General features: G+C 44.3%; 25 protein-coding genes. 19 read left to right on the forward strand and 6 right to left on the reverse strand.

Going from position 1 to position 23,751, the window contains the following annotated elements; all coding sequences use genetic code 11:
- Positions 1 to 140 precede the first annotated feature (140 nt).
- The 4 genes from ACK1LH_RS05425 to ACK1LH_RS05440 are packed head-to-tail and all read left to right on the forward strand — an operon-like array spanning position 141 to position 3,580.
- Positions 141 to 1,418, forward strand: coding sequence for a glycosyltransferase (locus tag ACK1LH_RS05425; protein ID WP_411334660.1), 1,278 nt, complete (start codon positions 141 to 143; stop codon positions 1,416 to 1,418).
- An 8-nt stretch (positions 1,419 to 1,426) separates the two neighbouring features.
- On the forward strand, positions 1,427 to 2,068 hold the full coding sequence (locus ACK1LH_RS05430; protein WP_411334661.1) for a TetR/AcrR family transcriptional regulator: 642 nt from the start codon (positions 1,427 to 1,429) through the stop codon (positions 2,066 to 2,068).
- Positions 2,068 to 3,303 (forward strand): MFS transporter, encoded by a 1,236-nt coding sequence (locus ACK1LH_RS05435; protein WP_411334662.1) that lies wholly within the window; start codon positions 2,068 to 2,070, stop codon positions 3,301 to 3,303. Before ACK1LH_RS05430 ends, ACK1LH_RS05435 begins: the two co-directional genes overlap by 1 nt.
- Before the next feature lie 22 nt (positions 3,304 to 3,325).
- On the forward strand, positions 3,326 to 3,580 hold the full coding sequence (locus ACK1LH_RS05440) for a hypothetical protein (protein ID WP_029282487.1): 255 nt from the start codon (positions 3,326 to 3,328) through the stop codon (positions 3,578 to 3,580).
- Positions 3,581 to 3,743: 163 nt separating this feature from the next.
- Here ACK1LH_RS05440 and ACK1LH_RS05445 read toward each other — a convergent pair whose 3' ends face one another.
- Positions 3,744 to 4,973: a helix-turn-helix transcriptional regulator gene (locus tag ACK1LH_RS05445; RefSeq protein ID WP_051826965.1), complete on the reverse strand. Its 1,230-nt coding sequence runs from the start codon at positions 4,971 to 4,973 to the stop codon at positions 3,744 to 3,746.
- Positions 4,974 to 5,141: 168 nt separating this feature from the next.
- Between ACK1LH_RS05445 and ACK1LH_RS05450 the strand changes: the two genes are divergently transcribed.
- The 4 genes from ACK1LH_RS05450 to tnpA all read left to right on the forward strand — a co-directional run bounded on the left by ACK1LH_RS05450 (position 5,142) and on the right by tnpA (position 9,329).
- A complete protein-coding gene (locus ACK1LH_RS05450) occupies positions 5,142 to 5,507 on the forward strand; it encodes a hypothetical protein (RefSeq protein WP_411334663.1) in 366 nt (121 codons plus the stop codon).
- Positions 5,504 to 7,072, forward strand: a complete 1,569-nt coding sequence (locus tag ACK1LH_RS05455) for a cation acetate symporter (RefSeq protein WP_029565178.1) — start codon at positions 5,504 to 5,506, stop codon at positions 7,070 to 7,072. Before ACK1LH_RS05450 ends, ACK1LH_RS05455 begins: the two co-directional genes overlap by 4 nt.
- A gap of 215 nt (positions 7,073 to 7,287) precedes the next feature.
- A complete protein-coding gene (locus ACK1LH_RS05460; protein ID WP_411334664.1) occupies positions 7,288 to 8,679 on the forward strand; it encodes a M28 family peptidase in 1,392 nt (463 codons plus the stop codon).
- A gap of 170 nt (positions 8,680 to 8,849) precedes the next feature.
- Positions 8,850 to 9,329: an IS200/IS605 family transposase gene (tnpA, locus tag ACK1LH_RS05465; RefSeq protein ID WP_411334665.1), complete on the forward strand. Its 480-nt coding sequence runs from the start codon at positions 8,850 to 8,852 to the stop codon at positions 9,327 to 9,329.
- A 153-nt stretch (positions 9,330 to 9,482) separates the two neighbouring features.
- On the opposite strand, the gene ACK1LH_RS05470 is transcribed toward tnpA, so the two are convergent.
- The 3 genes from ACK1LH_RS05470 to ACK1LH_RS05480 are packed head-to-tail and all read right to left on the reverse strand — an operon-like array spanning position 9,483 to position 12,553.
- Complete coding sequence (locus ACK1LH_RS05470) at positions 9,483 to 11,051, reverse strand: YndJ family protein (protein WP_411334666.1); 1,569 nt, start codon at positions 11,049 to 11,051, stop codon at positions 9,483 to 9,485.
- Positions 11,038 to 11,640, reverse strand: coding sequence for a DUF4166 domain-containing protein (locus ACK1LH_RS05475; protein ID WP_411334667.1), 603 nt, complete (start codon positions 11,638 to 11,640; stop codon positions 11,038 to 11,040). The genes ACK1LH_RS05470 and ACK1LH_RS05475 overlap by 14 nt, the downstream gene beginning before the upstream one ends.
- A 10-nt stretch (positions 11,641 to 11,650) precedes the next feature.
- Positions 11,651 to 12,553: a DoxX-like family protein gene (locus ACK1LH_RS05480; protein WP_282034851.1), complete on the reverse strand. Its 903-nt coding sequence runs from the start codon at positions 12,551 to 12,553 to the stop codon at positions 11,651 to 11,653.
- 95 nt (positions 12,554 to 12,648) lie between these two features.
- Between ACK1LH_RS05480 and ACK1LH_RS05485 the strand changes: the two genes are divergently transcribed.
- Positions 12,649 to 13,221: a histidine phosphatase family protein gene (locus ACK1LH_RS05485; RefSeq protein ID WP_203289777.1), complete on the forward strand. Its 573-nt coding sequence runs from the start codon at positions 12,649 to 12,651 to the stop codon at positions 13,219 to 13,221.
- Positions 13,222 to 13,296: 75 nt separating this feature from the next.
- Positions 13,297 to 14,154, forward strand: coding sequence for an AraC family transcriptional regulator (locus tag ACK1LH_RS05490; RefSeq protein ID WP_242524665.1), 858 nt, complete (start codon positions 13,297 to 13,299; stop codon positions 14,152 to 14,154).
- 78 nt (positions 14,155 to 14,232) lie between these two features.
- On the opposite strand, the gene ACK1LH_RS05495 is transcribed toward ACK1LH_RS05490, so the two are convergent.
- Entirely contained in the window at positions 14,233 to 14,571 is a 339-nt protein-coding gene (locus ACK1LH_RS05495; protein ID WP_035318952.1) for a hypothetical protein, read from the reverse strand.
- A gap of 260 nt (positions 14,572 to 14,831) precedes the next feature.
- Here ACK1LH_RS05495 and ACK1LH_RS05500 point away from each other — a divergent pair, with 260 nt between their 5' ends.
- Both ACK1LH_RS05500 and ACK1LH_RS05505 read left to right on the forward strand, forming a co-directional pair.
- Positions 14,832 to 15,680, forward strand: coding sequence for an STAS domain-containing protein (locus ACK1LH_RS05500; RefSeq protein WP_035318955.1), 849 nt, complete (start codon positions 14,832 to 14,834; stop codon positions 15,678 to 15,680).
- 106 nt (positions 15,681 to 15,786) lie between these two features.
- Positions 15,787 to 16,404, forward strand: a complete 618-nt coding sequence (locus ACK1LH_RS05505; RefSeq protein ID WP_203289778.1) for a DedA family protein — start codon at positions 15,787 to 15,789, stop codon at positions 16,402 to 16,404.
- Between the two features lie 50 nt (positions 16,405 to 16,454).
- On the opposite strand, the gene ftsW is transcribed toward ACK1LH_RS05505, so the two are convergent.
- The gene (gene ftsW / locus ACK1LH_RS05510) at positions 16,455 to 17,630 is read right to left on the reverse strand and encodes a putative lipid II flippase FtsW (protein ID WP_411334668.1); all 1,176 of its coding nucleotides are present in this window, start codon (positions 17,628 to 17,630) and stop codon (positions 16,455 to 16,457) included.
- A gap of 296 nt (positions 17,631 to 17,926) precedes the next feature.
- Between ftsW and ACK1LH_RS05515 the strand changes: the two genes are divergently transcribed.
- The 7 genes from ACK1LH_RS05515 (at position 17,927) to sigH (ending at position 23,706) form a co-directional block, all read left to right on the forward strand.
- Positions 17,927 to 19,516, forward strand: a complete 1,590-nt coding sequence (locus ACK1LH_RS05515) for a long-chain-fatty-acid--CoA ligase (RefSeq protein ID WP_411334669.1) — start codon at positions 17,927 to 17,929, stop codon at positions 19,514 to 19,516.
- A gap of 47 nt (positions 19,517 to 19,563) precedes the next feature.
- Positions 19,564 to 20,313, forward strand: a complete 750-nt coding sequence (locus ACK1LH_RS05520) for a hypothetical protein (protein WP_411334670.1) — start codon at positions 19,564 to 19,566, stop codon at positions 20,311 to 20,313.
- The gene (locus ACK1LH_RS05525) at positions 20,313 to 20,945 is read left to right on the forward strand and encodes an NUDIX hydrolase (protein ID WP_411334671.1); all 633 of its coding nucleotides are present in this window, start codon (positions 20,313 to 20,315) and stop codon (positions 20,943 to 20,945) included. Before ACK1LH_RS05520 ends, ACK1LH_RS05525 begins: the two co-directional genes overlap by 1 nt.
- Positions 20,946 to 20,993: 48 nt before the next feature.
- Positions 20,994 to 21,194 carry a hypothetical protein gene (locus ACK1LH_RS05530; RefSeq protein WP_029282463.1) on the forward strand — a complete coding sequence of 67 codons (201 nt, stop codon included), beginning with the start codon at positions 20,994 to 20,996 and terminating at the stop codon, positions 21,192 to 21,194.
- Between the two features lie 41 nt (positions 21,195 to 21,235).
- Positions 21,236 to 22,390 (forward strand): FtsW/RodA/SpoVE family cell cycle protein, encoded by a 1,155-nt coding sequence (locus ACK1LH_RS05535; RefSeq protein WP_411334672.1) that lies wholly within the window; start codon positions 21,236 to 21,238, stop codon positions 22,388 to 22,390.
- Positions 22,391 to 22,405: 15 nt separating this feature from the next.
- Complete coding sequence (locus ACK1LH_RS05540; RefSeq protein WP_411334673.1) at positions 22,406 to 22,792, forward strand: hypothetical protein; 387 nt, start codon at positions 22,406 to 22,408, stop codon at positions 22,790 to 22,792.
- Positions 22,793 to 23,055: 263 nt separating this feature from the next.
- Positions 23,056 to 23,706 carry an RNA polymerase sporulation sigma factor SigH gene (gene sigH, locus ACK1LH_RS05545; protein ID WP_029282458.1) on the forward strand — a complete coding sequence of 217 codons (651 nt, stop codon included), beginning with the start codon at positions 23,056 to 23,058 and terminating at the stop codon, positions 23,704 to 23,706.
- Positions 23,707 to 23,751: the final 45 nt, after the last annotated feature.

Genomic DNA, 23,751 nt, shown 5'->3' on the forward strand with positions numbered 1-23,751 from the left:
GGAAGGTGCCTGTTTTATATCCTTCTGGATTAAAAACGACATAAGTGTCATTTTGTTATTGTGTTTCTCGGAGTGATGTTATACAATTAAAAACGACAACGATGTCGTTTATTTGAATTTAACCCCAGGAGGTTTTATATATGTTAATCACAATGCTCTCAACTGGAACAAGAGGAGATACCCAGCCATTTATTGCTTTAGGTACAGAACTGAAAAAGAAAGGGTACCGGGTACGCATTGCAGCATCAGAATCATACCGGCAGCTTGTCGAAGAGTATGGATTTGAATATGCCCCTATGCGCGGCGATATAGCCAAAATCTTAGAAAGCGGAGTTGTAAAAGATGCAGATAACCCTCTGAAATTTTTTACAAGCTTAAACTTTAAAAATGACGATTTGGAAGAGCTGATGGTTGGCGGACAAGAAGACATGCATAGAGCATGCGAAGGTGCAGATGCCATCGTGTACCATCCAGGAGCTACACTTGGATATTTTGTTGCAAAGGAAATGGGCATTCCAAGCATCTTGGCCGCACCTTTTCCAATGACACCTACAAAAGAATATCCTGCTATCATCTTTTATGACCGACTGCGGCTTGGCAGGACCGTAAACAAACTGACTCATCACATCTTTGAAAAAGGTTTTTGGAAGATGGCCAATACGGGCGTGAAGAAATACTGGGTTAAGAAGTATGGACAGCTCCCGAAAGATTTTTCGAATCCCTATCCAAAACAGCGTACATCTAGTCATCCTACAATCACTTCATTGAGTCCAAGCGTTTTCCCTGTACCGGGTGACTGGCCAGAGAATGTCCACTCTTTAGGATACTGGTTCATTGAAGATCAAGCCGGTTATAAACCGTCTAAAGAGGTAGATGAGTTCCTCAGAAACGGAGAGCCGCCGGTATACGTTGGATTTGGCAGTGTTGGAGATAAGGCAAATGCCGCGGAATCAACAGAAATGGTTTTAAAAGCACTTGAGAAGAACGGTAAGCGAGGCATCATCAATGCTGGAGGAGGCATGGAGGAAAGAGAAAGTACAAAAGATATTCTGTATGTGAAAAGTGTCCCTCATGAGTGGCTTTTTCCACAGCTGTCTGCCGTTGTCCATCACGGAGGGGCGGGCACGACGGCTGCAGCACTTCGTTCGGGCGTGCCTCAAGTGGTGATTCCGTTTGGAAACGACCAATATGCCTGGGGTAAGAGAATGGTTGAGCTGGGTGTGAGCGGAGGATCAATACCGCGAAAGGAATTGACTGCCGATAAGCTGGCTGACGCTATTGCTTTAACCCAATCGATTGAAGTTAAAAATAAGGCAAGGGAATTAGGAGTAAAGGTAAGTGCAGAAAAAGGTGCGCAAAAGAGTGCAGACCTTATTCATAAAACAATTGAAAATTATTATAGAAAAGAAAGGAACTGATTTCAATTATGCCTAAAGTCAGTGAAAATCATGCTCAATTGAAAAGAAAGGAAATATTGGAAGCAGCCAGAAAAGTATGCATGCAAAAGCCCATTTTTGACGTATCGATGAGAGATGTTGTGATAGAAACCGGTATGAGCCAGGGAGGCGTATACAAATATTTCTCCAATATCGATGAAGTGTTTGGAGCTTTGCTGAACGAAGAAAATTTAAACAGCGAAGTGAAAGAGGAAGTTGATGATATATTTGCAGGGTCGGACGAGCCTCTGCAAAAACTTGAAAAAATCCTGATGTACATTGGCGATTATATGGAGAAGTCCTTGCTGGACCGAGGACCTGTTTATTATAGCTTGATGGCTCTTTATTCGAGGGATCCAGAAAGATATAAGAGGGTGCAGAGCATCGTCAAGGACGTTTCGAATCTCCAATATCTTCATAAAAAGTTCTGCTCTTTTTTAGAAGTGCAAATTAGTCAGGAGACATTCACTCCTGCAATGCCAAAGGAATATATCATTATGCTGATTGAAACCTATATGTCAGGCATTTTGAACCAGGTAAGCATCGGGAATAGACCAAAACAAGAGCTTTCAAATGAAATACAGAAAAAATTGAGGATTTTATTCGTGACTCTAAAGCGTGTGCTGGTGTAATGAGAGGTTTTAACCGTGATTTCAAAATACTGATATTCGGACAGATCATATCGATATTCGGTTCGTCTGTTTTACGGTTTGCTTTGTCTTTATATGTACTTGATCTAACTAATTCCGCAACAGTTTTTGGGACAATTATGGGTCTTTCCATCGTGCCTGCTATCGTTATTTCGCCAATCGGTGGAGCTATTGCAGATCGATTTGATAAGAAAAAAATCATGGTGATCTTAGACCTGTGCAGCAGTATTCTTATCATCCTGTTTGCCATTCTTCTCTTTAGCGGAAACGGAACGGTCATTTCTATAGGTATTCTTCTGATGGCTCTGACTTTAGTTAGCTCGATGTATCAGCCAGCTGTTCAGGCCAGTATACCTGTACTTGTCCCTAAGGAGCTGCTCTTGAAAAGCAATGGCATCGTTTCAGGAGTCGTGTCCATTGCCAACTTTGTTGGTCCTATCGCCGGCAGTGTGCTCTACAGCTTTACGAGTATCAATGTGATTGTTGTTGTCAGCGCCATCTTCTTTTTTACAGCAGCCGTTATCGAAATTTTCATGAAGATTCCGTTTGAAAAACGAGCGCCGGAGCCTTTTGCTCAAATGGTCACAAGCGACATCAAACAGGGGATTTCCTATATCATTCACGAAAATCGATTCATTCTAAAAAGCATTGGTATAGCATTCACTGTCAGCCTTTTTATTGCCCCTATGTTTTTTGTAGGACTGCCATACATGATCAAAGTACTTTTTAATATGCCGGATACTTATTTCGGATTTGCCCAATCAGGCATCTCACTTAGTATCGTTTTCTCTGCCATGACCATCGGGCTTCTAAAGAGCAAAATTCGGGGTGATAATCTCTATCTGTGGATTGCAGCGTGTGGAGCTGTCTATTTCGGTATGGCGTTCGGCACCAGTCAATTCATTGAAAGTGCTTTTGCGAAATACTTGATTGTCAGTGTCAGTTCCATGCTCGTCATGTTTGCCTTGACGGTCGTAAACATTTATCTGAATACGATTATTCAGGAGAAGACGCCTGGAAATATGCTGGGGAAAGTGATGTCGATACAAGCAGCCGCGGCTACAACGGCCGTACCAATAGGACAAATTCTATTCGGCTTTTTGGTTGACGTGTTCTCAAGCCAGATTTATATCCTGATTGCAATCATTGGTGTGATTTCACTTCTTATCAGCTTAATGGTAAAGCAAGTATACAAAGTAAAATCAGTTCAAAATTAAAATGAATGGATGTAAATTTACCATGTTTTTAAAAATCATAAAAAAAATCATTTTAGTACTAGGAACAATTTTGATTATTCCAATCGGAATCGGGCTATTAATTGGAGGAGGGTATATTCTGTTTTCTTTAGTAGATGGGTCCTCCCTTGATGAATCGCTAAAAAATCTGGCTCAATTCAGCCAGACAATCCAGCCGTACTTCAACTATTTGATTCTGCTTTTTATCATCCCTTTGCTGCTGAAAGGAATAAAAAAAGTAAAAGCGTCAAAAGGATGAATACCATTTGGATCGTGTATGCTTTGCAAAGGGAGGGAGAGGCTGGAATTAAGCCAGCTTCTAATAGGTGAAAAAGGTGAATTTGAGCCTGCTCAAATTCACCTTTTTCTATTTCAATAAGGACAGCGATATATGTGCAGACAATTCATTTCTTCATACTTGATCAAACAAACAAAATCTCATCCGTCATCCGGTACTCGCTCGGGGTAATGCCTACGTATTTTTTAAAAGTCGAGCTGAAATAGTTCGGTGTGTTGAAGCCAAGTTCATCTGCGATCTGCTCGATTGTTTTGTCTGAATGGCGAAGCATCCAGACGGCACGCTGCAGGCGGACGAAGGTGACATATTCGACAAAACTCCTGCCCGTTTCTTTTTTGAAAAGTCTGCAGAAGTAGGGAACACTGATGTTTATTTGATTGGCGACTTGTCTGGTTGTTAAATCATGCTGGCAGTTTTCTGCGATATATTTGGTGCATGAGGTGATCAGCGGGTTCTTCGTTATCTCTTCATAGTAGCGGAGCGACAGCCTGTTATAGTGAGGCGTGCGCCTTGCTTTTCGTGCTTCCCTGTAAGAGTGGGAGAGCATAAGGGGTTCTCTGCAGATTGATCCGACGCCTGTGAAAAGATGAATGCCGTGTTTTTCCTTCAATGCTTCTGCTGCCCGGAGGAAAGTCTCTTCGCCTTCCTGAAAGTGCTGAAAGGATGTATAGCCGTGCGGAACCTGGATCAGCATGAGCAGATGTTTTTTATAGGCCAGAAAAGAAGGAAGCACACCTATGGCTGAAAAAGCATCTTTAAACGCAGCCTGAATCAGCATGGGCGCATTTACTGCTGTTTCCCGGGGCTGGTTGTGAATGAATCCCTGAATAAAACAGACCGTGTTTGGGACGCTGTGATCAGGAAAATAGGGGCGTGCGGCAAACAGTTCCTCCTCAGATTTGACTTCGGCTCTGAGAAGTCTTCTGAGAAAAGCTTCCTGAAAGGGAAGAAGCTCGCTGTTTCCTTGCTTGTATGTTTTAGTCATATCACCGTAGTTCGTTATGATTGCGCTTTCATTTGCAGCTGAAGTCAGTACTTTTTTTATGCTTTTAATGAAGGTGTGTTTTTTGACAGGCTTAACGAGCATGGTCTGAAGCTTCATCTCAAGTGCAAGCGGCGATGTTTTCAGCATGGAAGGCTCAATAAGCGGGAAGATAATGCAGTTCTGATGGTGTTTTTTGAGCCGGTGAATTTTAACCCAGTCGAACAGTTTAGTAACTTCGACTACCGTTATCGTAAGCGGATCTCGTCTATGACCGGAAACAGATAGTTCTTCTTTAAGTTCTTCATGGATCCATGCGGCCATTTTCTCTTTTTCGGCAGGTTCCTTAACTTCGAATGTTACGGTATACACGCTTTTATTCCCCGTTTCTATCAGTATGACTCTAGCACTAGTATACATGAAAGAAGGAATATATTAAATATTTATACATTTCTGATAATTTATTGTAAGGTAACGCGTGTTTTGGTCATGTACAATACAATCAAGCAGCAGATTACCAGATAAAAGGGGGAAAGGATCGTGGCAGCAGATTATAAAGATTATGAGTATGTAGAGGCAGGGACAGTGGATGTCCGGGAGCTCACGCCGCTTGATGAGGAGACGCGCCATTTGATGAAAAGCGAGTTCAGCATCGGGTCAAAGCTCACACTGTTTTATTTTGCATTCATTTTGATTATCCCGGTCTTAAACTGGTTCGCACCGGATTTTATGTTCTCTTCTTTTTACGGAGGCATGACGTACGCCTGGTTTTTCACCGGAATCTTTGCGATGGGCATGGCCTTTTTAATTGCATTTATTCATACTTTCCTTTACGAGAAGAGACTGAAGAAGACTCAGACGCCGTCAAGCTCTGTTCAATCTTCTGACGGAAGGAGTGTCAACTGATGGCAGCGTTACTTGAACCGAAAATGCTTTTGACGATTTTCCTGATGGGTACAATCGTGTATATTACGTATCTTACAAAAAGAAACGCAACGGCATCTGAATTTTTCGTAGGAGGCAGAAGCTTCGGGTGGTTTACCAACGGTTCGGCCATTGGAGGGGACTACCTTAGTGCTGCAACGTTTCTCGGAATTGCGGGGCTGACGTTTCAGCTTGGCTATGACGGAGCGTACTATGCGTTCTGTTTCTCGATTGGGCTTACTCTTCTTGCTATTTTCGTAGCGGGTCCGCTCCGCAGATTCGGAGCTTATACAGTAGCCGATTTCCTCGGCTACCGCTTTCACAGCAAGCGTGCAAGACTTGCGGCAGTAGCAGTCGTTCTTGCCATTTCAGGTTTCTACGCAGCACCCCAGCTGCTCGGCGCCGCACAGATCTTGAGCATGTTCTTTGGAACTAGCTATGAGTTTGGCATTATCTTTACGTGCAGTGTCATGATCTTCTACGTTGGTGTCGGAGGGATGAAGGGAACTACCCTGAACCAGGCGCTGGAGCTCTGGATCCGTCTTGGCGCTTTCATCCTTATGGTCGTCGCGGCCATATACGGCGGTCTATATTATGAGCGCATTCTTGCGTCCGTTACTGAATTCACAGGAAGCATCGCCGGAACAGCCGAATTTGCTCCTGATGGCAAAGACATCGTTCATGACGGCCAGACTTGGATTGGAACAGGAAACTATTTTCCTTCTTTCTGGCAGACCATTTCCATGACGATTGGTCTTGCGCTTGGTACCATCGGCCTTCCGCATATTCTCCTGCGCTTTTACACAAACCCAAGTGCAAAGGCTGCCCGGAAATCCGCTCTTATGGCGATTTTAATTGCAAGCGTTTTCTTTCTCTTTGCTGTTTATCTTGGTGCTGTCGGAAGATCGATCTTCCTGAGCGGTTCTGCTGATCCTCAAGTTATGAAGGATCTTGTTGCAGGCGGCAACAACATGGTTATTCCGTCCACAGCACAGGCTCTTGGAGGAGAGTGGCTACTTGGTCTTGTCATTGCCGGTGCGTTTGCGGCCGTTTTCTCAAACCTGTCAGGACTTTTCATCGCAAGCTCGGGTGCATTGGCGCATGATTTGTATGCTACATTCCTGCGGAAAAACATCTCGCAGAAAGAGCGCGTTATTGCAGGAAAAGTTTCGATTATCGTTCTCGGTATTCTATATGGGGCCCTTGGTCTTCTTGTAAAAGAAGCCTCAATCGGCCACTTGGTTGCACTGGCCTTCACAGTAGCAGCAAGTACGTTTACTCCAATCTTCATCCTTGGCATCTGGTGGAGAGGCATGACTGAAAAAGGGGCGATCGCAGGTCTTGTGCTCGGACTTCTTTCTTCTATGTACATGATCTTCCTGCCGGCAACACTTCCTGAATTCCTACAATTCAGGGTGCCTGGCCTGATTACCGTGCCAATCGGCTTCTTATCCGTCTATATCGTTTCAAAACTTGACCGGAAAGTGCCGGCAGACGTAAATGACTTTATGAGAAAAGTGCATTCAAAAGAATCAGAGATTGCCTGATGTAAAACGGGGGACCTTCTAAGTGGAGGTCCTCTTTTTGTGCGTTTTTAAACCATTCAAATAAACTATATATATTATAAGATTAGTAGGAATAATAACCTATTTTATAGTAAAAATGGGTATATTTAGATGGTTATCTTGGCACTTATTTCGTCTGGCGAAATAAAGTAAGATACACATTAAGAATCTATCTCTAACCATCAGGAGGCAATGCTATGAAAAAACCAATCCTATCTCTTACTCTGGCAGCAACGCTTGCAATTGGAGCTGTCAGTGTACAGGCTGCTGTAAAGCAGGAGCCTGCGGCAAAAGCGGCTCAGCACTTCCAGGACCCTTTTGAAAAGAAAATCCTAAAGGCAATCAGCGCAGAAAACATCTATGAAAATATTGATTACCTATCAAAAGTTCCGCGTGTGGCTGGAACGGAGTCTGAGGCTAAAGCTGTTCAGTTTATAAAAGAAGAATTTGAATCATACGGGTATAAAGCTGATGTTCAGCCGTTCACATTTTACGGCTATACTCCGCCAAGCAGCATCTCCCTTTCAGTAGACGGCTACGGCGGTGAATGGAAGCCTCAGGCATTTACTTATTCTGTGAGCGGAAATGTGTCGGGAGAGCTCGTTTTAGCTGGTCTTGGAAAAAAGGACGAGCTGTCTTCACTTGATTTGAGCGGGAAAATTGCCCTTATCAAGCGCGGTGAAATCAGTTTTGCAGAAAAAGTGCTCAATGCAGCGGAAAAAGGAGCTGCCGGGGTCATTATATATAACAATGCAGAGGGAGCACTTAGCGGAACCCTTGGAGAACACAACGACAAATTCGTTCCTTCAGCTGCTTTATCAAAAGCAGAAGGTGAAGCGCTGCTGTCACAGATCGGGAAAACAGTTTCCCTCTCCATTGTGGGAGCGGAAACGGGTGAAAAAACGTCTCACAATGTAATAGCCGTGAAAAAACCGACTGGAAAAAAATCTGCAGCGAACGATATTACCGTTCTCGGTGCACATCATGATTCTGTTGCGGGTGCCCCGGGAGCAAATGATGATGCCTCAGGAACTGCAATGACTCTTGAGCTTGCTCGCGTTTTGAAGAATGTACCGGCAGATACAGAAATACGCTTTGTGACATTTGGTGCGGAAGAAGTCGGACTGCTTGGATCAGAACACTATGTAAGCACGTTATCTGACGATGAAATCAGCCGCACAGTTGCTAACTTTAACCTTGACATGGTTGGGAGCAGAGATGCTGGGGATCTGGTTATGCTGACGCTGGACGGCAAGTCGAACCTTGTCACAGACCTTGCTCAAAAATCGAGCGAAAAACTAAACGGCGAACCGACGCCATATGGACAGGGAGGACGCAGTGATCATGTTCCTTTTGCGGAAGCGGGAATTCCTGCTGCGCTGTTTATTCACAGTCCCTCCGAGCCATGGTATCACACACCTGAAGATTCAATAGACAAAATCAGCAAAGAAAAGCTTCAGGATACAGCGGAAATTGTCGGGACAGCCATTTATGACCGTGCTAGGATGGATCAGATCGGACCAAAACCGAAAAAAGCTCCAAAGGTTAAAGCACCGGATGAGCTCAAAACAGAAGAGAATATCAAGTAAACAGCAAATACAGCCTTCATACCTGAAGGCTGTATTTTTTTTTGTGAAATGAAAACCCCGGGCTAGGCCCGGGGTTCTAAAAAGCTTTCAGTGTGGTATTAAAAAAACTTCCTCATGGTGCTAAACTATTTTTGGTTCGCCAACCAAAATAACAGCACGGAGGAAGTCTTATGTCAAAAGACAATAACAGTTTAGCACACACTACTTGGAATTGTAAGTATCACATTGTTTTTGCACCAAAGTACAGAAGGCAAATTATATATGGGAAAATCAAGAAAGATATTGGTGAAATCCTGCGCAAATTATGTGAAAGAAAAGGTGTAGAAATTATTGAAGCGACGGCGTGTAAAGATCACGTACATATGTTAGTTAGTATCCCGCCGAAAATAAGTGTGTCTGCTTTTGTGGGTTATTTGAAAGGTAAAAGCAGCTTAATAATATTTGATCGTCATGCAAACCTGAAATATAAATATGGAAACCGCAAATTTTGGTGCACCGGATATTATGTTGATACAGTAGGAAGAAACAAAAAGGTAATTGAAGAATATATACGCAATCAAATACAAGATGATATAGTGGCTGAACAATTAACGATGATGGAATACATTGATCCTTTCACAGGAGAAGAAGTAAAGAAAAAGAGAAGATGATAGAGGGAGGCCTTTAGGTACGGCCAGTAGAAGTAGTACAAATGGCGAACCCTTCAGTAGCCCTTTAGGGTCTGGTCAGTAACAAAGGCTTTCAGCCGCAGAGAAAACCACCCGTTCTCACGGGTGGTTTTTATTTTTGGAAAACCGCTTTTGCTAAAAGGAGCTCTCTTTTTTAGAAATCATGTAATCGATTGTCAAAAAAGGAATACCTGCTGCTTTCATATGATGGGTGGCCGCAAGCTTTCCCTTTTCAGTCTCTTCTACTCTGAAAACCTCATCTAAAGGAAGCTTGAACAAGTAATTTTTCCAGGCGAGATAGATGCCTGCATCAGATGAAGGGTTATGTTTTCTGCTTGTCAGAAGCAGTGAATCTCCGGATTTACTGAGCTCGAGTATGCCGATCATAGAGCATCCGGGCAGAGGGAGCGCAATATTCATATAGGTCTCCCCGTCTTTCTGATGATAAGAATAAAGGGCGAGAAAAACCGTTTTTTCATCAATTTGTCTGTGCCACGCTCTGACAGACGGCCTTCCGTCCAAGCCTTCTCGTACCGTATAAATACCGCCGGTCATTTCTTTTTGAGCAGAGGAAAGCGGCAAATGGATTTGTTCTGTACGGCTGCTGATCCAACGATAGAAAAAAGCAAAAGGTTTAAACCAGGTATGCCAGTGCACGGCTGCAAACAAACGGTAGCCGCTTGTATGTTCATAAAAATCTGTAATTGTATCAGTCGTCTTTAAACCGTAAATTTTCATATCATCAACAAGTCCCACATGAATCTGAGCCTCAGCTGCGAGATCCGCCGCATGCTGTTTTCCGCGTATTTTACTTACAGGGAAGGAAGGCAGCGCTGCAGATGCCGGTGTAGACACACTCCATCCTATCACTCCAGCCAACGCAAAAACCCCGCCGTTTAACACGCCGTGAAACTTCAGCATGGTGTCTATGGAAACGGCATATTCGCCGAAAGCATTTCCTGACGCATACGCAAGAGAAAACAGGATGGTGATTCCAAGAGATAAGAAGGAGAGACGAATAAGCCATTTCCCCCGGGGAATGTCCGCTTTAAAAGAATGCCAGATAAGCGCATAAATCCCGGTGATGTATAGAATCACTGAAAAAAGTTCAAGCCATACGGAAAAAGCAATGCCTGCAGCAACAATGACAGGTGAAACGATCAGAATACTGACTGCAGCCCGGTAGACGGTTCCTTTTAACAATCTTCCAAGAAACCCTGCAAAAACCGGAAGCAAAAAGGAAGAGTAGTGAAAATGAATGCCCGTCAGCCACGTGATGATCGGAGAGAATCCAGTATCAACTTCAGCAATATGGGCAAAAAACCAGCCGCCCCCGATCATTAAGGAAATCAGGCCCATGTCAATGGAAAACTCCTCAAATCTTACAAATCCCCTTTTCAGAAAACGCGTGACGCCATAACTTGCGACAAAGACTGTAAATAGCAGATAAATACCTGCAAGGATCGGACCAGCCGGAGACGGCCCCAGCATGTGCAGGAGCAGAACGGAGCCGTATCCGAAAGGAGCGATCCATTTATACGTTTTGTAAAACCAGTCCTCTTTTTGTATGACTTGTCTTAGCACAAGCGGGACGTAGACAAGCTGGGCTGCAGTTAGAAGCAGATAATACCAGGGCCCTTCATGAAAAGCGGCCGAAAGGAAAAACATCAAACCGCATAATACGGCCGTTTTATAAACGTTCATCAGAAACAAACTCTCCTTCATAGGAAAATACATGACCGATCAGCGGATTTGTCACGTCTACCCGGATAGTAAAGAACCCTTTCGTTTCATCGAACGATTCTTCAACAGATGCCAGACCCTGGAGGATCTTCGGCAGGGGAATCTCAAGCTTTCCAATGACAAGCCTTTGATTTCCGGACTCAATTCTGAGGCTGCCTCGGTCCGTAACATGTAACGTTAAATCAGAGTAAAACAGGCCTGGTTCGCCCAAGTAATCTTTGATGACGTTCCGTTCACCGTCCAGGCTCATCAAAGCGTTAAACCATCTCTTTTTGCCTGGGAAATAAAACACTCTCTCCCAATGAACCTGCTGTTCACCGCCCGCGCCCGTTCTCACGGAATTTACAATCGTAAACGGAATGTTCTCCCCTCTCTCCGGAAAAAGAAGCTTGCATGCGACTCCCCCTAAAAAGAGCGGATACAGCCATTTCGGGCCGCCTGTTATCTTATGCATCATCCCGCTCCCCCTGAATGGAAACTGATATCTCTTTTGAAGAGCAGGATGCAGACGGTGATAGTCTTCTCGTAATACTTCCTGATAAATAGCCATCTGTTTCTCCTTATCTTTTTCGCCTGCAGCTCTTTGCCGAAGGCACGTCTCTGCTTTGAAAAAAGCCGATTCCTGACAGGACAAAAAGCGCTGCATTAAATGTAATCGGTGTAAAAGGGTGAGTGAGAACACCCGGGTCTGCTAAAGCGGCAGACAAAGCAAGCATTGGGAAAGCAAGAAGCTGGATCCCAAACAGCCATTTCTTTTTTACAGACATCAGCCACAGGATTCCGAATGCTATTTCAGCGATTCCAATACCTGCTGTCAGAAGGGCTGCTTCCTTATATGGCATCTGCAGGAGCTTTTCAGCCATTCCGATTTCTTCAGGGTGCTGAAAGAAAAGCTTTGGGACAGCCCCGTGGTAAGTCCAGACAAAAAAGAAAAGAAACGAAATCACCCAGACGCTGAAAAAACGGAGGTACTGGCTCCCCGGAGTCTCCCCTTTTTCCAGCCACCTTTTTAACACATCAAAGCTTAGCGCGGTTGCCCAGCCGATCATCGGCCTGAACAGAAACCTGTCCAAAATGGCTCCCGCTCTGCCAAATCTGACATCATAATCATATTGTGTTAAAAAAGTGATATTGTCCTGATTTGGTTTGTACTTCCAATAGCCTCTTCCTTCCCTGATCAAAGACCGTTTCTGATCGGTTCCAAAATGCAGGGAAGAGGTTCTTGACCCGTCACGGGCATGAAATTCACCGGCACTTTTTCCAAAGCCTTCTATGCTGAGGCCAAATCCAATATTGGTCTTGTAGGTAAAATGCTGAGGACCGTTTTCTTCTTTTGGCAGATATGTAATAGAGGAAAACCGGAGATCCCATTGTTCATGCAAGTCTGGAGTCTGAGTGGCGTCCCATAGTTTATCCAGTTCCGCTTCTATAGGAATTTCCACATAGACCGGTTTGTTTTTCATCGTATTCACCTCTTTTTTAGAGTATCATATTCATAGACGGATAAATGAGAGATTAAGAGAATTTGTCCACATTTTTACAAAGGGGATGGACGCATATGACACAAATAGGAATCATACGCCACGGGAGAACAGCATGGAACGTTGAGAGAAGAGCTCAGGGCAGCTCGGATATTCCGCTTGATGAAAATGGCATGGAAGAAGCGCAGAAGCTTGCAGACAGGCTGGGTGAGGAAGAATGGGATTTGATCTTTGCAAGCCCGCTGAAAAGAGCAAGACAGACAGCAGAATGTGTGTCCGTAAAGCTTGGGAATCTGCCGATTATCTTTGATGATCGTTTAGTAGAAGTGAATGGCGGACTTATTGAAGGAACAACCGAAGCTGAACGTCTGGAAAAGTGGGGAGAGGGCTGGCGCGGTCTCGACCTCGGCATTGAAAAGACCGATGATGTCATACAAAGAGGAAAAGAGTTTTTGGAAGACCTGCTGAATGAACACCCGGATAAAAAGATTCTGATCGTCAGTCACGGCCTCTTCATAGCCCACTTTCTCAAACAGCTCGTCCCTCAGTTTGAGATGAAGGAAGCTCTGAGAAATACCTCTGTTTCCACCTTGATTAAAGGGGAAAAGGGTTGGTCCTGCGAGATGTACAACTGTACGAAGCACCTTTAACCTGTCACCTGAAAGCAGAAAAAGACAGGAAGCTTGAGCTGGACGCTTGTAAAATAAAGTCAGGAGGTGAGTCATATGCCATCATGGATAAGGTCGATTCAAAACGCGATTGATTACATGGAAGACCATATGCTTGAAGAGCTTGCCATTGAAGATATTGCGGCTGCCGCGAATGCATCAGTCTTTCACTTTCAGCGGACGTTTGCCCTTTTGACAGACTCTTCAGTCGGCGAATATATCCGGCGCAGAAGGCTGACTCTGGCAGCACACGAACTTGCACACAGCAGCACAAAAGTCATTGAGCTTGCTTTGAAATATGGCTATGACACTCCTGAATCGTTTGCTAAGGCTTTCAGAAGGCAGCACGGAATTTCCCCGAGCGAAGCTAAAAAAGCCTCATGCTGTTTTACAAGCTACAGCCGCCTGGTAATTCAGGTGAGTTTGAAAGGAGCAGATCCGATGAAGTACAGAGTGGAAGAAAGAGAGAGTTTTCCTGTTATAGGGGTAAAGAGAAGCTTTTCCTGTGCAAATGGGGAGAATCTGATTGGTATTCCGCAATTGTGGAAAGACATTCATGAGAACGGAACCAATGACAGGCTGCTTGCGCTGAATAACGGCGGTATTAAAGGGATCATGGGAATATGTGAACCGGGTCCTGACAGTATGATGACGTATTGGGCTGCATGCAGCTACAGCGGCGAAACTCCGGAAGGACTTGCTTCAACGACGGTCCCTGCTTCAAAGTGGGTGATCTTTGAAGTAAGAGGCGCGATGCCCGATGCGATGCAGGAGGCGTGGAAAAAAATCTATTCAGAGTGGTTTCCGGCAAGCGGCTATGAACATGCAGGAACCCCGGATCTTGAAGTTTATACAGAAGCTGATGCATACAGCAGCGACTATTATTCAGAAATTTGGATTCCGGTAAAAAAGTAAGGCATGACAAAAAACACTCTTAATGAGTGTTTTTTGCGTTTTGACGAAAAGGCGGGATAACCTTATTTTGATGAATTGTTAGTTTTCAAACCATCTTTGCCATAATTTTGGCTTTGGAGAATCTTCAAGGCCTGCCGCAGCCGCAGCCACAGTTTCTGCAGCCTGCTCAGCGAGCGGTTCCAGTACACCAGGATCACCTTGACTGCCAATGTCTACAATAGCGCTCAGCTGGTTGGCATTTTTGCCGTTTGCCCCTGCAATCTGACCTCCCTGATTTGCATTCTGCCCCTGATTTCCTGAGATTTGACCGCCGCCTTCTGCTTTTACCTTGTTTGCAGCAAAGCTTCCCCCAGTCGCAGTGACAATATTAATGTCTTTAACAGAGACTTTTACATTGACTTTTACTTTAATGCTCAATGTTTTCCCTCCTTTATGTTTTGTTAGTACATGTTATGTACATGCTTGAGATTCCGATTATGTTCTTGTCCACGTATAGATAACCATTTTTACAGAATTCGACATTTTTCTTGGTGGAGACAGCCGGACATATGAAAAATGAATGTTTATACATGATTAAGATGGTAATATTTTTTGAAGTGAATTGGCATAAATGGTTTGAGATTCTAACTAAAACGTACTATCCTTAATAAAAGAATATTGTTTTGGAAGGGAGAACCATGCAAACAAAAAACAATTTAGTAGAAACCCTGAAAAAAATAAATGAAAAAGTAATAGATGAAAAACAAGTTCTAATTAACGCAATAAAAAAAGAAAGAACGATTAAATATCCGAACAGCATTCAATCAAACAGCACAGAAGTTGCGGAGTGGAGAAACAAGCTGATTGATGTTTATGCAGAATCGTTAACACTTCCAAAAGAGAATGCAGTGGGTCTGATTAATAATTGGGGAAGAGAGACGGCTAATCTTCTGGTTACGATTCAGTTTCCCCTTGATCTTGCTGTTGAGGAGATCAGGTTCTACAGGGATCTTATCGGAGAAATGATCAAGGATCAGGCTTCAGCAGACAATCTTTCTTTAGATGAGTTTTATTTGCTGCTTTCGGCGTTTGATTATGTAGTGGACCACGCTATCCATTTAATCAGCGTTTTTTACATGAAGAGCTATTCAGCCAACATTGATTCTGCTAAAAGTGCGGTAGATGAATTATCTGTACCGATTGTGAATGTTTCTGAAAAGACAGGCGTTCTTCCGCTGATAGGAGATCTTGATACACAGCGTGCCCAGGTGTTAATGGACGTTGCTTTAACAAAGAGCGCTGAGTGCGGCTATGAATATTTGATCATTGATTTATCAGGTGTTCCGGTTATCGATACAATGGTTGCCAATCAAATCTTCAAAGTGCTCGATGCCCTCTCACTTCTTGGCGTTGATACAAAACTCAGCGGAATCCGCCCTGAGATTGCTCAGACAATGACAAGTCTTGGACTTGATTTCAAAGGAACAGAATCATATTCAAGCCTCCATCTGGCACTGAAATCGATTGGTTTTGAACAGGTGAACTGAAAAAATGGCATCTCTTTACAGAGGTGCCATTTTTATAATGACGTTTTAAAAGGTGATTCAAAGGGAAGGATTTTATCAAAAAAGCTTCACGAGAGGAGCAGCCGTTTTGGAAAACTGGATTACAGATTTTATGGAGCAATACGGTTATTTTGGCATTTTTCTGATGATTGCTCTTGAAAATATTTTCCCTCCCATTCCTTCTGAGGTCGTTTTGCCTTTTGGAGGATTTATGACAACCAATTCGGATTTGACGATTCCGGGTGTCATTCTTGCTGCCACGGCAGGCTCTGTTGTCGGCGCTGTCATTCTGTTCTGGATCGGCCTCCAGCTTGACGTTGAGCGTCTTGAAAAAATTATCGACAAGTGGGGGCATATCCTCCGGGTAAAGAAAAAAGATGTGCACCGGGCAGATGCCTGGTTTGACAAGTACGGCATTTGGACCGTTTTTTTCTGCCGGATGGTCCCTCTGCTGCGAAGCCTGATTTCCATTCCGGCCGGGATGTCCAATATGAACTTTGTAAAGTTTCTGCTCTTTACGACTGCCGGAACCCTGATCTGGAACATAGCCCTTGTGCTGCTTGGAGCATCCTTAGGCGAAGCATGGCCCAAGATCAATGATTACGTAGGTGTTTATTCATCCGTGATCTACGCTGTGCTCGGAGTCGCAGCCGTTGCGGTGATCATTTGGTTTGTGCGCAAAAGAATGACAAATCGGACGAGTTAACAGGAAAAGCCAGATCCATTGCGGATCTGGCTTTTTTCGGCGGGTTCGAGTCAGGCAGCCGCTTTATTCTCTACCTGGTACGTCTCTTTAAATTTATTCATCATGGAAATATTCACAAGCATGCCGGCTGCTATGCAAAGCAGGATGAGGGATGAGCCGCCGTAGCTGACAAAAGGAAGAGTCACGCCGGTAATCGGAAGAAGCCCTGCAACGGCACCGAGGTTAATGACAGACTGAATGCCAATCATCGAAGAAATTCCGATGGCAAGCAGCGAACCGAATGGATCTTTGCACGATCTGCTTATCAAGAATCCCTTTAACACAATAAAAGCAAGTAGTCCAATAACAATCATCACTCCAATTATCCCTAACTCTTCGCTGATGACCGCCATGATGAAGTCAGTATGGCTCTCAGGGAGATATCCGTATTTTTGGATGCTGTTACCAAGACCAAGTCCTGCAACGCCTCCGCTGCTGATGGCAAAATAGGAGCTGACAAGCTGATAGCCGGAATCGGCCATATTTTCAAAAGGATCCATAAACCCAGTAAACCTTGAAATTCTTTCGGGTGAAAACACGTCTGCCAGTTTATCCGACACATATAAAAGCAAAAGTCCGAGACCTGCAGCCGCAATGGAAAATACGAAAAGTCTCATAAAACTTCTAAGCGTCATTCCCGAGCACAGAAGAACAATGAATGCGTTCAGAAGAAGGATCAGGGCTGTTCCAAAATCAGGCTGAATCAGGATAAGAACAAAGACAATCACGACAAAAATGACGGGGGGCAGAATCGCATGCCCGAAATCATCCATGTACCGCTGTTTTTTAGCAAGCAGGGCAGAAAGGTAAATGATGACCCACATCTTGGCAAATTCAGCAGGCTGAACGGCCATTCCTCCAAGCTTGATCCAGCTCTGGGCGTTGCCGGCCGTATGTCCGAAAACAAAAACAACGAGCAAAGACCCGATGGTTCCATAGAATAAAAACTTGATGATGCTTTTCTGGAGAAACAGCTTATAAGGAATGAATGCTGTAACGATAAAAGCGGCCGTTCCGATAAAAAGAGACAGACTCTGCTTTTGAAAGAAATAGCTGCTCGTAACTTCGTACCGCAGGATGGATGTAATCATACTTGAACTGTATACCATGACAAGGCCGAAGGCACTCAGCGCGAATACAGCGGCAATCAGGGAATAATCGTAGGATTTTACTATTCTGATGAACATGGTGCAGCTCCTTAAGGTTTCATAATGACCAAGATTGTATACCCAAAAACGTTCTGTCACTAACAAGTTTTAAGAAAAAAAGTGATCCTTCTTTTGTATCGGCACGGTGGAACAGCATTTAAGGTAATTGTAAGGAATGCAAACAATTAAATAGGAATTTTTGTAATCATAGACAGGTTTATGGATTTTCTTTCGATTTTCATTAAGGCTGAAACCTTGTTATATAACACATTTGAGCACTTATGGTATACTAGCAGTGTAAAATATTGAATATTTCGACAAAGGGGATGCGGACGATGAAGGTGCCTTTGCTGCTGACAGATTTTCTGGATCGGGCTGTAAAGCTTTACGGGGGGAAGACAGCCATCATTGATGATGGGAAAGAGTTTACATATGCACAGGTTGGAGAGAGGGTAAACCGGCTTTCACGGGGACTTGCAGATTTAGGGGTGCAAAAAGGGGACCGGGTTGCGTATCTTGCTCCGAATTCATCTGAGATGTATGAAGGTTTTTATGGTGTCCTGCAGCTTGGGGCTGTGATGGTGCCTCTGAATACACGGCTGATTCCGGATGATTATGTGTACATTTTAAATCACAGTGAAACAAAAGTATTGTTTGTTGATCAAGAATTATATGCTCAGATTGAACCAGTCCGGGACCAATTGAAAACGGTTAAATCCATTCTTGTCCACGGGCTTGAAACCAGGAATGACAATACGTTTGCTTATGAGGAATGGCTCAGTTTATATGAGAGCAGCGATATCGGCCGCCCGGAAATGGATGAAGAGGACCTCGCCACTCTTTTATACACAAGCGGAACGACCGGCAAACCTAAAGGTGTCATGCTGACTCACCGCAGTAATTACCTGCATGCGCTGACCTCTATGCATCATCTCAGAGTGTCGGACAGAGATGTGCTGCTGCACGTGCTCCCGATGTTTCATGTAAACGGGTGGGGATCTCCTTTTTACTACACGGCAAATGGGGCAGTACAGGTTTGCCTGCGGAAAGTACAGCCGGCAGACATTTTTAAAAAGATTAATGCCTATGGTGTAACGGTCATGCATATGGCACCGACGGTCTTAAACAGCCTGCTGCAGTATGCAGATGCTCATGGCTATGAAAAACCGGCGCAGGAAATGAGAATTGTTGTCGCAGGCTCTGCTCCTCCTCCTGCTTTTGTCAAAAGAGTGGAAGAAGAGCTGCAGTGGGAATTTATCCAGGTGTATGGCATGACGGAGGCTTCACCGCTCATTACGACGTCCATCATCCGGGATACTCAAAAGCACTTGGAGCCTGAAGCAAAATACCGTTTGAAAGCAAAAGCGGGCTATGCGTTTATAGGCAGTGACGTGCGTGTTTTTACCGAGACCGGTGAAGAGGTGCAGCACAATGGCCGTGTGATCGGGGAAGTGGCAGTCCGCGGGAACGGCGTCATGGAAGGGTACTGGAACAACCCGGAAGGAACGGCTGAAGTCATCCGTGACGGCTGGTATTTTACAGGGGATATGGCAGTGGTTGATGAAGATGGCAATATTGAAATTGCTGACAGGAAAAAAGATATTATCATAAGCGGAGGCGAAAACATTTCGTCGATTGAAGTGGAAGGCGTCTTATATGATCATCCTGCCGTGCAGGAAGCTGCCGTTATCTCCGTGCCTCATGAAAAGTGGGGAGAAACGCCGCTTGCCATCGTTGTTATTAAAGAGGGACTGCTCACAAGCGAAGAAGAGCTGATTGCCTTCTCACGCAGCAAACTGGCTCACTTCAAGGCGCCTACGAGAGTCATATTTGCAGACGAGCTCCCTAAAACCGCCTCAGGAAAAATTCAAAAAGTGCATCTGAGGAAGGAATTTTGGAGAGAAAAAGAGAAATTTGTCAATTGAGACATCCAAGAACCAGGGAAGCCTGGTTCTTTTTCAGGAGGAAAAAAATGAAAGCACCGAACGAAATTATACAAGTATGGAGAAAATTTGACGGTTTTCCGATGGAAACACTCACCAAGGTCTGGCATAACAGGAAGTCAGGCCGGAAAAAACAGCGATCCCTTTCAGAGATGAAAGAACACAGGGAGCAGTACGGCATCTCAGGCAATTACTTTGATTTGTCCATATGGCTGCTTGATGAATTCGACAGGGCGGGAATAGAAGCGTATCCGATTGGCCTTGACCACGGTGCGGTGATAGCACGCGATCAAAATCGCAGGCCCTTCCTGTGTGACCTAGGGGATCAGTGGCTCATGCCGATTTTAATAGACACGGATGACGAACAGTTCACAAATGCACGATTGAAAGAGTTTTTTCCGGGTGCAGAAATATCAGCGGAGCCAGCAGGTGACGGGGTGAAGGTCACCTATCACCGTCCGAACGGAAAATACTCATCCCAGATCTATCAGACGGCGCCGCTTGACCGGAAGGAGTTTCTTGCTGCAGCCGAGCATTCCCAAAATACCATTCACCCTAAGCCGCTTGTTGAGACACGCGTGCAGCTGCCCGGGGAAACCGCACACTGGGAGTTTTATGACTGGAGGAGCTTCTTAAGCACAAACTCCGGTCTGGTGCATGACAGGGATGCAGATTCCCTTGAAGAATGGGCAGACAGAATTTGCGCAAAAACCGGGTATGATGAGGCATTCGTGACAGAGGCCCTCTCAATCTATGAAAAAATGACAGGAGAACTATAATGGAACAGGAACTGCTTCGCATATTTAATGAAAATAGAGAGCCAGTGGGTACAGCCCCGCGGGAAGAAATACATAGAAAAGGCTATTGGCATGAAACCTTTCACTGCTGGTTTGCTAAAGAAGAGAACGGGAAAATCTTTCTTTATTTTCAGCTTCGAAGCGCAAATAAAAAAGATTATCCAGGCATGCTCGATATTACAGCCGCCGGACATTTGCTGGCAGATGAATCTGTGAGGGACGGCATTAGAGAGGTCGAGGAAGAAATCGGTGTTAAACTGATGTTTTCAGAGCTGAAATTGCTGGATATCATTGATTATTCTGTTACAACGGGTGAACTCCGCGACAATGAAATTGCCCATGTTTTTTTATATCCGTTTCATGAAACTAGCTCTGACTTTGTTCTGCAGAAAGAAGAAGTATCAGGGATTTACAGAACAGAACTGGCCGCGTTTAAAGAGCTGATTGAAGGAGTCAGAAAAGACATTGTCATAGATGGGTTTGAAGAGGACTCAGATGATAACCGGTGCGTCAAACAAATGACTGCAGGGATGGAACGGTTTGTTCCGCATGAAGATTCATATTATAAGAAGGTTTTAGCTTTGATTGAGCAAAAAATGGCTGGTGTTCTTTGAAACTTTTTATCCTGAATATTCGTATGTAATGATAGGAGGTGCATGAAGATGATTCCAATGTGGGCTGTCATACTAAGTGTAGTGATTCCGGCCATTCCGGTGTTTTATTTTGGCAGAAAAGTAATGGACCAGCTCTATGATGTGAAGCCGGTTATTTGCCAGGGCTGCGGAACGGCTATTGTTCAGACTCAGAATTATATAAATGCCCCCGGTAAAAGAGACTGCGGCAAGTGCGGTACGTCGTACTGACAGAATTGAAACAGCTCTGCATGCGAAAGGATTTGCAAAGTATGGAGAAAAATGAACATCCTTTTGATTTTAGTCTTGTCTTTATCATTTTCCTGTTTTCCATCATCAGCTTTCTCTCAATCAGCACGGCTCAGGAATTTGGGCAGTATAACGAAAATTTCCTTGTGAAACAGATTGCGTGGTATATAGTCGGGTGCATCATCATTTTAACCGTGATGTATTTTGATATGGAGCAAATACAGCGGATTCAATGGTTTGCGTATGGCTTTGCCATGCTTCTTTTACTCTTTCTTATTGTGGCGCCCGAATCTATTGCGAGGCCAGTCAACGGGGCAAAAAGCTGGTTTCAGATAGCAGGCAGCGTTTCGCTCCAGCCCTCGGAATTGTCGAAGATTGCTTTGATCCTGACCCTCAGCCATCTCATTTCAGCTCATCATGAAAAAATAGTATTCAGCGACTGGAAGAGTGATCTGCAGCTGTTCGCAAAAATGCTGCTGGCAACGTTTGCTCTTATTGCCGTCATCATGCAGCAGCCTGACTTGGGAACATCGCTTGTCCTGCTGGCCATTTTCAGCGGAATGATGCTCGTTTCGGGCATTACATGGAAATTGATTGTGCCCATCTTTCTATTTATGCTATCAGCCGGGAGTCTGATCATCTACCTCATCGTCTTTCAGCCGGACATGCTCAGCATCATCGGTGTCAGGCAGTATCAGCTCGGAAGAATCTATGCATGGCTTGACCCTGAGACATTCAGGGACGGTGAAGGCTATCATCTTTATCAGTCTATGCTTGCCATCGGGTCCGGATTGATTACGGGAAAAGAAGCGGGGCTTGGCAATGTGCATTTGCCTGAGGGGCACACTGATTTTATTTTCAGTGTCATTGGAGAAAAATATGGCTTTGCCGGCGCAAGCTTTGTGATCAGCCTCTATTTCCTGCTGATCTACCGGATTGTCAGTTTGTCGCTGGATGTGAAAGATCCGTTTTCTTCTTACGTATGTACAGGAGTCATTTCCATGATTGCGTTTCACGTCTTTCAGAATGCGGGAATGACAATCGGTCTTTTGCCGATTACGGGGATACCGCTGCCGTTCATCAGTTACGGCGGAAGCTCGATGATCAGCAACATGCTCGCAATCGGACTTGTGTTCAGCATAAGCTTCCGCAACAAAAAATATTTTTTTGATTCGTAGGAAAAGAGGTTCATTATGAAAGTAGTCCTGGGTATCATGAAATTCTTTGTCTTCCTGGTTCTTTTCGGGATGCTGCTGTTTTCAGGGTTGATGGCTTATGAATCCGTTTTGCTGGGAGATCATTTTGAAGCTGTGTTTTTCTCCCTGACCGTCATATGCTGCATGTATTTTCTCGGCATGCTGATGGAGAGGTCAAACTTTGATAATGGTCTCGGCATTTGGGATATTGGGGCTGCCATTGCTTTTATTCTTTTTGTTCTTCTAGGCGGACTCGTGTATCACGGAATAAATGCAGCGGGGAAAAACCTGTACTGGATATTTTTTCCTGACCGGAAGCCTCAGCCATCCAAACATCGAATGAGCCATCAAAAACCTTACAGACAAAAGGGAAAAAACCGGTGATGCAGGCAAAACTCAAAAAATCCAAACTCTAAACCTCTTTCGTATACAAAATAGCGACATTTCATCCATTTGTTCTGCACCATTCGACAGCTTTTTTATCATTTCTTGCCTTGTTTTCTATTTTTATGGCTCCCGCTGTAAACAACAGTCGATAACTTTGAATATCTTTAAGGTTCTATCTGGGTTATTATAATCATACTCATTGTTGCTAGTTTTTGGATAGGGACCGTCATCATCATCACGAAGTCTGCGGAGGGATCTGTATGAGTGTTACATTAGAAGCGAGGAAAATTGAGAATTATGCTGACTTGCCAGATGAAGTATTGCTTGAGCTCGTTCAAAAAGGAGATTCAGAATCGACCGACTTTTTAATCAGCAAATACCGCAATTTCGTCCGTGCAAAAGCGAGCCGCTACTTTTTAATCGGCGGTGAAAGAGAGGATATTGTGCAGGAAGGCATGATCGGCCTCTATAAAGCAATCCGTGATTTTAAAGTGGACAAGCAGGCATCATTCAAGGCTTTTGCAGAATTGTGCATTACAAGACAAATCATTACAGCGATCAAGACAGCGACGCGTCAGAAGCACACCCCTCTAAATTCCTATGTCTCTTTGTACAAGCCCCTGTTTGAAGATGATAACCATACGCTGCTCGATGTGATTCCCGGAACAAAAACAATGGATCCGGCTGCCTTGATCATCAACCAGGAAAAAGCGCTGGATATCGAAATGAAAATGGCTGAAATGCTAAGTGATCTCGAACGAAAAGTGCTCGCCCTCTATATGGACGGCCAATCATACGTTGAAATTTCAGAAGAGTTGAACAAGCATGTCAAATCCATTGACAATGCTCTGCAGCGGGTGAAAAGAAAGCTTGAAAGGTACATGGAAATGCGTGATTACAGCCTTGTATAGAACAGCTAAAATAGCAGGTGATTCTGAGGGCATGACTTTAACCGG

The organism is Metabacillus indicus, assembly GCF_046603695.1.
Taxonomy (GTDB): Bacteria; Bacillota; Bacilli; order Bacillales; family Bacillaceae; genus Bacillus_P; species Bacillus_P indicus.